The organism is Streptomyces virginiae (genome assembly GCF_000720455.1).
GTDB lineage: Bacteria > Actinomycetota > Actinomycetes > Streptomycetales > Streptomycetaceae > Streptomyces > Streptomyces virginiae.
The window spans coordinates 1-9,057 of sequence record NZ_JOAK01000062.1; the positions used below are offsets into that span (position 1 = coordinate 1).

9 protein-coding genes are annotated in these 9,057 nt (G+C 68.4%); 5 read left to right on the forward strand and 4 right to left on the reverse strand.

What is annotated here, in order from left to right; all coding sequences use genetic code 11:
• Positions 1-292 (forward strand): MerR family transcriptional regulator (locus IG86_RS0137525; RefSeq protein ID WP_030902936.1); only part of this gene is annotated, 292 nt, incomplete at its 5' end.
• 243 nt (positions 293-535) lie between these two features.
• Here the strand turns inward: IG86_RS0137525 and IG86_RS45230 are convergent.
• The 3 genes from IG86_RS45230 to IG86_RS0137545 all read right to left on the reverse strand — a co-directional run bounded on the left by IG86_RS45230 (position 536) and on the right by IG86_RS0137545 (position 3,860).
• The gene (locus IG86_RS45230; RefSeq protein ID WP_030902938.1) at positions 536-1,198 is read right to left on the reverse strand and encodes a Ku protein; all 663 of its coding nucleotides are present in this window, start codon (positions 1,196-1,198) and stop codon (positions 536-538) included.
• Between the two features lie 529 nt (positions 1,199-1,727).
• A complete protein-coding gene (locus IG86_RS0137540; protein ID WP_030902940.1) occupies positions 1,728-2,099 on the reverse strand; it encodes a hypothetical protein in 372 nt (123 codons plus the stop codon).
• A 261-nt stretch (positions 2,100-2,360) separates the two neighbouring features.
• Complete coding sequence (locus IG86_RS0137545) at positions 2,361-3,860, reverse strand: hypothetical protein (protein ID WP_030902942.1); 1,500 nt, start codon at positions 3,858-3,860, stop codon at positions 2,361-2,363.
• Positions 3,861-4,343: 483 nt separating this feature from the next.
• Between IG86_RS0137545 and IG86_RS0137550 the strand changes: the two genes are divergently transcribed.
• The 4 genes from IG86_RS0137550 to istB all read left to right on the forward strand — a co-directional run bounded on the left by IG86_RS0137550 (position 4,344) and on the right by istB (position 8,370).
• Entirely contained in the window at positions 4,344-4,646 is a 303-nt protein-coding gene (locus tag IG86_RS0137550; protein WP_030902944.1) for a hypothetical protein, read from the forward strand.
• 259 nt (positions 4,647-4,905) lie between these two features.
• Entirely contained in the window at positions 4,906-5,382 is a 477-nt protein-coding gene (locus tag IG86_RS0137555) for an SPW repeat protein (RefSeq protein WP_037943878.1), read from the forward strand.
• Between the two features lie 586 nt (positions 5,383-5,968).
• The gene (istA, locus tag IG86_RS0137560; protein WP_030902947.1) at positions 5,969-7,582 is read left to right on the forward strand and encodes an IS21 family transposase; all 1,614 of its coding nucleotides are present in this window, start codon (positions 5,969-5,971) and stop codon (positions 7,580-7,582) included.
• Positions 7,579-8,370, forward strand: coding sequence for an IS21-like element helper ATPase IstB (gene istB, locus IG86_RS0137565; RefSeq protein WP_030902949.1), 792 nt, complete (start codon positions 7,579-7,581; stop codon positions 8,368-8,370). The genes istA and istB overlap by 4 nt, the downstream gene beginning before the upstream one ends.
• A gap of 33 nt (positions 8,371-8,403) precedes the next feature.
• Here istB and IG86_RS40460 read toward each other — a convergent pair whose 3' ends face one another.
• On the reverse strand, positions 8,404-8,817 hold the full coding sequence (locus tag IG86_RS40460; RefSeq protein WP_030902951.1) for a hypothetical protein: 414 nt from the start codon (positions 8,815-8,817) through the stop codon (positions 8,404-8,406).
• Between the last annotated feature and the right edge of the window lie 240 nt (positions 8,818-9,057).

Below are 9,057 nucleotides of genomic sequence, written 5' to 3' on the forward strand. Positions count from 1 at the left end.
CGCCTACACGATGGGCCGGGCCGCCGAGATGCTCGGCACCACCCAGGGCTTCCTCCGAGCCGTCGGCGAAGCCCGCCTGATCACCCCGCTCCGCTCGGCAGGCGGTCACCGCCGATACTCCCGCTACCAGCTGCGCATCGCCGCCCGCGCCCGGGAACTCGTCGACCAGGGCACCCCCATCGAGGCGGCCTGCCGCATCGTGATCCTCGAGGACCAGCTCGAAGAAGCCCAGCGCATCAACGCCGAGTACCGCCGCGCCGCCGAAGCAGCGAATCCGACGGCTGCGACCTGAGACGGGGGCTGAAGGTCTGCAGGGTACCGGCGGGCCATCGCCCACACAGGGCCGAGGTGGACACAAGGTCGTCTCCTATGGTGACAGGGTGTGCGGGCGTCGGATGAACGGTGCCGCTCCCAGGACGAGTGCGGCGAAGACGGTCAGCCGTTGAAGGCCAGGCTGAGCGGCGGAGGTTGCTGTGCTGGATGCCCTGGACCCGCGTACCAGTTGGCGGCGAGGTCGGTCGCCACGATGGCCTCCTCAGAAGGAGACCTCGATGTAGTCGATGTCGGTGAGTTCGACTTCGAGGTGGTCGGCGCGGGTGCCGCCGTCCTTGAGATCGCCGGCGCTGTGCGCGCTCTGGTCGAGATGGCCGAGCAGCTGACCGCCACCGCCGCGGACGCGCCGTGGGCCGTGCTGCGCGCCGCCTGTGTGCCCGCGCCGGTCACCGGCCGACCGTACGCGGTCCGGCTGTCGCCGCCCGCCGCAAAGGTTCGGCAGGAGTACCCTGCCCGGCCCGAACGCGCGGCAGCGGCCCCGGGCCGGGCCGACGACGACCCGCTCCTGTCCGTGGCGGGCACCGCGCACGAGAGGGTGTTCGCGTCGATGGACGCGGACCAGGACGGCTGGGTGACCTTCACAGGGTACGAGGCGTGGGCGGGCGCGGAAGCCTTCGACGAGGCGCTCCAAGAGGGCATGGACCTTCCCGTACTGGGCTCCCCGAGGCCCGAGGACGTACGTCTTGTCGAAGAAGACCGGGTTGACGGTGTCCAGGTCGACGCAGCCGGCGACGTCGATCGAACGGGACCGGCCGGGAGCGATCCCGTCGAGTTCTTGTGGCTCGACGATCAGGTACTCGGACCCCGTGTCGTAGCCCTTCACGATGTCCGCGAGGTCTACCTCGCCACCGGTGCGTTCGTTCACGCGCCGGTTCCGAATTCGGGCCGCCGTCCCGCGCTGGGCGTCTCCCCCTGCGCCCCATCCTCCCGCCGGCAACGCCAGCCCGGCCGCCGACCGGCCGGCCGCCTTCCATCGTGGCAGGGGCCCCGGGCGCCGTCAGGGCCCTTCCACCTCGCCGCGCTCCCGCGTCCAGGAGCGCACGGTGTGCTCGCCCTGGGGCACGTCCTCGACCAGCACTGGGGGAGAGGCCGTATTCCGAACCTGCACCATTCCTGCTCCTTGGACTGGTGCCTTCTGGGCTGGGGCACACAGCGTTGGGTCATGGTCTGTCCGGCGGCATGTCCCTCGCCGCTGGGCGTCCGGGGACTTAGCCCCAGTTCTCCTCGGAGGGGAGTGAATCCCATTCCGTCCACGCGCCGTCGCGCGGCACCATGAACAGCGGACGCGATCGCAGGACTTCCCCAACCGGTTGCGCGCGTATGACGATCCCGGGATCATCCGGTCCTGCGTGGCGCTCGCAGGTGTAGCGAAACTCCACGTCGTGCGCCTCGGCCTACGCGATCATGTCGCTCTCCAGCTCCCCCATTTCCCTCCCGACCAGCAGGAGGCCGTGGTACGCGACCTGGGGACCCTTCACAGCGTCGCAAGCGACGCCGAACAGACCCGCGTCCTGGCTTACGTAGGCCGTGACGGCCGGTGCAGAAGGCGCGCCCCCGCGGCGGTGGACTTCGACCTTCCACGTTTGCGAGAAGACCGCGCACTGCCGGCGGCAGACGCTGACCTTCGCCGAGCCGAGTACTTCAGCCGCGTCGACCACTTCGCTGACGGCCATCCCGAACCGGAGCGGTCCCACCCCGACAGCCGCCGCATACGACCACGTGCCCCGTTCGACGACTCTGAAATCGCCTTCGGTCTCCAACGCCATATCCACCCCTCCAGGGACACCCGAGAACGTTCCGCTGTCCATCACCGGCGACCTGCTCCAAGGACCGCATGTCCACGACAGCGTCACGTCTGGCTGCGTAGGCGGAAACGGAGAACGCTGGTAGACGAGTTGCAGGAGCAGTCGCTTCTCGCTGGTGCCCGGAATGTTGATGGGACTTGGAAACTCCTGCTTGACACGTCGGCGTCGACCGATGGCGGGCGCAGATTGCCCTGCCTGTGATCGCTGCGCGGGCATCGCTTCTCAGCATCCCGCCGCCGGCGGGAGGGCAGCGCTGTTCAGGCAGTGGTCGAGGAGCGCGTGCATGCGGGGGACGGGGAGGGATGGGTTGGCCGCAGCGCCCTCTGCCGTGCGGGGGTCGGGGAGGAGGGCCTCCAGGACTTCGGGCGCCAGGACCGGATTGGCGGCGGCCGCCCGGCGCACCGACTCGTCGGAGTCTTGCACGGGAGGCTGGGGCAGGGTGGGATCGGCTGCGGCCAGAGAGCGTACCTCGGGGTCAGGGTGGTTGATGAGGTGGGTCCGGCCGGTACGCGGGAAGTTGCACAACGTCAGCAGGTGCGGACGGTGGGCTGGGCGGGTGACGAAGACGTCCAGGAGGAGGTGGGGCGGAGCCAGCGGGTGGAGGCAGGCGAGCCGGATCCGTACCTCCTCGTCGTCGTCCCGTGCGAGTGTCTCGACGAGTGCTGTGGGCAGCCCTGGCCAGCTCGCCGCGACCCGGCGCAGTACCGGCTCCTCGGACGCCGCGCAGGCGGCGAACCACTCGGGGGACGGCTCGGTGGGAAGCTCGGTGATCGGGCAGGTGCAGTCCGGCCCGTGTCCGATGACCCTGTCGATGGCCCGGTACTCGGCCCAGGTGCGGGGAAAGGGGTGGAGGCGTGCACGCATCCGTACGTCCGGGTCCCGGTCCTCCCTCAACTCAGCGACCAGGTCCGGTTCCAGGTCCGGCCGGGCGGCGACCATCTCGCGGACCTTCGGCTCGGGGTGCCGTGCGAGCCGGGCGAGCGCGTAGGCCGGTGTGTGGCGATTCCGTGCCAGGGGGTGCACCGCGTCGTCCGCGAAGCACTGCTCGACGAGCGCGGGGGACAGGGCGCACGTGCCGAGCACGAACGGCTGGCTGAGTGAACCGATGGACGGCAGCTTGGCCTCCACCGCTTCCGGGACCAGCTCCCAGCTGCTCTCCTGCGCCGCTTCCCGTACCGCGGGGTCGGGGTCGTGGAGGAGGGCCTCCCGCTGCGCAGGGGTGAGCGACTGCCACCTCCAGGTGGCGCGTTCACGGAGCCCGGGATGCCCGTGCCAGGCCATGGAGCGGTAGAAGGACAGAGGGATTTGCCGAGAGAAACTGAGCTCCTGGACGATCTCGTTCTCTGTGAGCATGCCGTCTTCGCCTCCGTCCTGGGAAGTCATGAAGGTGACGAGGATGTCGTCCGGCAGTGGTCGAACCCATCGGGGGCGGGGATGGGGTCCGCCAGCGAGCCGCGCGCGGACGATCCCCGACGGGTCTGTTGCCAAGGGGGCGAGTAGTGCGGGGTCGATGTGCCGGTTGCGGGCCAGGTGGCCGCGGATCGCCCTGGCCGGGTGCCGCAGGGCTGCGTCGATGACGGCAGCGGGCAGGTCACGGCCCTCGCACATCAGCTGGCCGGCTTCACCGGCCGCTCGATCCAGCAGGCGTATCAGTACGTCGGAGGGGGCCGCCGGATTGAGAGCGATGCCGCGCAGCCACAGTTCACGGAGAGAGTCGGACACCGCGTCATCCTGGCACCCTATCCCTTGCCCGTCGTGCGTACGATGACCAGCCGCGGCACGCAACCACGGGAACGCACGACATCAGGGCCGAGTCAAGCAACCGGGCGTTGCTGAAACTCGGCTACATCGGGCGTACCTTCTGCCCTCCTCGGCGGCGGTCAGCGACTTCGAGGCCGCCCGGCCGACCACTCGCCCACGAGCGGTCCGTGGGGCCAGTGGCCGAAAGGTCTGGGTGAGCACCTGCAGGAGGTGGAGGTGAGGCAGGTGCGCACCCGCGACGGCCGGGGGGCCGCTCAGCGTGCCGGCCGTCGTCTCCAGCGTAAATTCACCGCCCCCGCGGGAGCCGCACCGGCCGCGCCCTTCCATGGAGGCAGGCCGGTGCTGCCTTGCCTCAGGAGCGCTACGCTCGGTCATCGATCGTGACGCTCCGTTGTGCAAAGATCGGTGCTGGTCGGCAGGGTGTCGACCAGTGGGGAGACAGACATGATTGACAAGCAGGAACCGATCGAGATCCCGGGCCTGACCGTGATCCCGGCAGAAGACCTCAAGCCCGAGGACATCGGCGTCCTGAGCGTGCGCTACGTGGACGGCGCCGCTCAGCTCGTCGTCAGCGGCGGGACTGCGCTTCCGGCCCATCTTCCGGTGGTCGACCCCGCGGGCGTCGTCGTGGCTGCCTACCTTCCGGCCGGCCTCGCGGCGGCCGCACAGGCCAGCGGCGGGCAGACGCGTGAGACCAAGGGTCTGATCATGCAGGGGGACGGGAACTGCGTCCTCTACACCAAGTAGGGCCTACAAGGGGCCAGTGCTCTTCAGTAGGCGACTACTGGCACTGGGGTGCAGGCTCCCCGAGTGCGGAGGACTGCTCGACTCCCGCGCCCGGGGAGCCCGCGTGCGGCAGTGCGGGGCTCAGTGCACGTCGTCGCCCTGTGACGTGAGCGCTGCGTGCCCCCGGCGAGATTTATCCGCTCATTCCCTTTATGGGCCGTTTATGGCGTCTTCGTGGGTAGGCGGGAGACGACACATCACTCCGTTCGTGGAGGTAATCATGGCGTCTACCCACCGTGCTCCGATCGAGGAGCACCCTGACTTGGTGGAGCTGCGGGCCCGGCACGACCGTGCGGCGGCGACTCCACGCGCGCAGATCGTCGAGGCCGTTGCCCTGTTGGCGGGCCTCTATCTCGCCGCATCTCCCTGGATCGCCGGTTTCAACGACTCCGTCACCCTGGCCGTCACCAACCTCATCTGCGGCGTCGCCTACATGCTGCTGCTGGGCGGTCTCGGCAATTCCTACGAGCGCACGCACTCCATGGCGTGGGCCGCGGCCGCCATCGGGGTCTGGACCTGCGTGGCACCGTGGGTCGTCACCGGTGATGTCGCGCAGACCCGCTCGATCACCAGCAACCTGATCGTTGGCGTTGTCGCCACCCTCCTGGCCCTGGCTGCCGCCTCGGGTGCCCGTGACCGGGATGCCGGAAGTGGCCTCGGCGCCCAGTCGCACGGCCGCATGCCCGGCCACCACTGACACCCGCAGACCTCGCCACGTGACACCCTGTTCGCGCAGCGGCTCGTGCCGCGGGCCCCCTGACCGGTTGCCGGAGCGTGCCGAGGTTCGGGGTGTCGATGAACGCCCGAAGGATGAGCCGATCGCCCCGGTGGGCGACCCCGACGGCGGAGCGCAGCGGTTCGCGGAGCACTTCCTCAGGAGAACTCGACAGCAGCGACATCTCGTCAAACGCTCAAGCCATCGCCCGAACCGTTCCCGGTGCCAGGCACCAACGGTTCGCCTCGACAGCTCACATGATCAACCTCGAGGGCACGGCACTCTTCAACCACGCGATCACATCCTTCCTCGCGTCCACGACCGACCTCAACTGAGCACGTTCATCGGCTCTGTCGCTGATCTTGTGATGCTGTGCGGCTGAGCTGGGCAGCCTCTCGGTGTGCGGTTCTGGGGTGGCTTTATTCACGGGTTGTGAAGCCGGTTGTTCACGGGTTTGGGAGGCACCCGGATCCACGGTCGGGTGATGTTCACGAGTTTTGAAGTCACCGGGGTTCTTGCCAGGGGAGCATCGAGGTGCTCCTGGTGAAAGGGCCTGGTCGTGCCGCAGATGTCGAAGGTCGAGCTGTACGCGGCGATCCGTCGGGACCACCGCGGCGGCATGAAGATCCGGGAGATCGAGCGCAAGTACAACGTGTCCTGGCGGACGGTCCGCAAGGCCGTGGACTCGGTCTGGCCGGAGCCGCGGAAGCAGCTGCCGCCGAGGCCGACCGCGTTGGACCCCTACAAGCCGGTGATCGACGGGATGCTTCAGGCGGACCTGGACGCGCCGCGCAAACAGCGGCACACGATCACGCGGATCTTCCACCGCCTGGTCGAGGAACACGCTGCGGACGTCTCCTACCAAATGGTCCGGCGCTACGTCTCGGACCGGAAGCCACAGATCCTCGTCGAGTCGGGGAAGGCCCCGGTCGAAGCGTTCATCCCGCAGACCCACCAGCCCGGTATGGAGGCCGAGGTCGACTTCGGCGACGTCACGATCCGGCTCGCCGGCGAGCTTGTGACCTGCTATTTGTTCTCCTTCCGCCTGTCCTACTCAGGCAAGGCCGTCCATCGCGTCTTCGCGTCTTGTGGGCAGGAAGCCTTCTTCGAAGGGCATGTGCACGCCCTTCGGACCCTGGGCGGGGTCCCGCGAAGCAAGGTCCGTTACGACAACCTGAAGGCCGCCGTCGCCCAAGTGCTGGGGCTGAGCCGGGCCAGGGTGGAGGCCGACCGGTGGATCGCCTTCAGGTCGCACTTCGGGATCGAGAGCTTCTACTGCCGACCCGGCATCGAGGGCGCCCACGAGAAGGGCGGAGTGGAAGGCCAGATCGGCTACTTCCGCCGCAACCACTTCACCCCGGTGCCCGAGGTCGACTCGCTGGCCGAGCTGAACGAACTCGTCGATCAGTGGGATCTTCACGACGGACGGCGCCGGATCGGTTCGCGGCCGCGGACCATCGACGAGTACTTCCAGGTCGAGCGGCCGCTGCTGATGCCGCTGCCGGAAGAGTCCTTCGAGACGGGACGGCTCTTCACTCCGAGGGTCGACCGCTACAGCCAGATCGCGGTCCGCACGAACCGCTACTCGGTGCCGGTCCGGCTGATCGGCAAACGGGTCCGGGTCGTGCTGCACGCCTCTCACCTGGTGGTTTACGACAGGAACGTAGAAGTGGCCCGGCACGAGCGTCTGATCGCTAAGGGCGGCTGCCGCCTGGATCTGGACCACTACCTGGAGGCCCTGATCCGCAAGCCAGGTGCCTTCCCCGGCGCCACCGCGCTCGAACAGGCCCGCTCGGCGGGCAAGTTCACCCCGGTCCATGACGCCTGGTGGGCCGCAGCGGTCAAGGCCCACGGAGACACAGCCGGGACGAGAGCGCTGATCGAGGTGCTGCTGCTGGCCCGCCACCTCGCGCACGAGCACCTGGTCGCCGGACTCGCGATGGCCCTGCGGGCAGGGGCCCTGACCGCGGACGCGGTCGCGCTGGAAGCCCGCAAAATCGCCCAGGCCGAGGACGAGCCAGCCGGAACCCCGGGCGCGGCCACCGTGACGTTTCTGCACGAGTGGCGGCTCGCGCATCTTCCCCCGGACACCAGGCCTCTGCCCTCGGTGACCCACTACGACCAACTGCTCCGACGCCGTCGCGCCAGCGCCGGCGAACAACGCGAGGGAGAAGCACAGTGACCCTGCCCCGCCAGCGAGGACTGACCGAGCAGGCCGCCACCACGGCCATCGACACCGCCTGCCGCCTGCTGCGGCTCCCCTCGATCAGAAACGAGTTTGCCGACATCGCCGACCGGGCGCTGAAGGACCAGATGACCTACCGCGGGTTCCTCGCCGAACTGCTGATGGCCGAGTGCGACGACCGGTCCCGGCGCCGTTCGGAACGGCGGATCAAGGCAGCCGGCTTCCCCCGGGACAAGTCCCTGCGGACTTTCGACTTCGACGCGAACCCGAACATCGACGCCGCCACCATCCACACCCTCGCCAGCTGCGAATGGATCAAGAAGAGCCAGCCCCTCTGCCTGATCGGCGACTCCGGAACCGGCAAGTCGCACATGCTGATCGCGCTGGGAACCGAGGCGGCGATGGCCGGCTACCGGGTCAAGTACGTGCTCGCGACGAAGCTGGTCAACGAGCTCGTCGAGGCCGCCGACGAGAAGCAACTCTCCAAGACGATCGCCCGCTACGGCCGGGTTGATCTTTTGTGCATCGATGAACTCGGCTACATGGAACTCGACCGCCGCGGCGCCGAACTCCTCTTCCAGGTCCTGACCGAACGCGAGGAAAAGAACAGCGTCGCCATCGCCTCCAACGAGTCGTTCGGCGGCTGGACCAAGACGTTCACCGACCCCCGCCTCTGCGCTGCCATCGTCGACCGCCTCACCTTCAACGGCACCATCATCGAGACCGGAACCGACTCCTACCGCCTCGCCAGCACCCGCGCCCGAGCCGACGCCGCGGCCAGCTAGGTTCCGCTGGGAGCGTCGGCCACTTCTCCAGTCTCAGGGCGAGCTGGCCGACGACCCATCGGAGCGAAGCAGGGCCCGCAACTCGTCGGGAGTGACAGGCCCCGGGTCACGAACGGGCTGGCCGACGTCGGCAGGCCAACTGGGACGGAAGCGTTCGACGAAGTCTGTGAAGTCGCTCCGCAGATACCGAGAGTCGGACGGCTTCAGCCGGATCTGCTGGCGGCTGTCTGCCCACCAGATCTCGAAATCGGCAACCGTGCCCTCCGCTGGCCAGTCTTCGCCCTCGCTCGGCAGCAGCAGAACGTCGACAAAACCTCCGACGCTCAGGCCGATGTCCACGAAGATCCCGATCGCACCGGGTCGGGGAACCTTCACCACGGTGCCCTCGAAGACCTGCCCGAAGCGCAGGTCCCTTCGAATCCGAGCCCACTCGACATCTGTCACCACGAACAGATCATCGCACCATCGTCCGTCTGCCTCAGCGGCACGTCACCGCCGTCATTTCTCGTGAGCATCCGTGAGCCGGCTGATGACCAACCGCTGCCGAAACTCATCGACAAACGCTGCTGCTTAACGCGAACAAAGCCACTGGGGGTTTGGTGCGGTTGTTTCCGTATCTGTCGGGTGTGGTGGTGGAGTCGATCTCACGGGACGCGGGTGTGGTCACGTTTCGTACGCGAGCCCGGG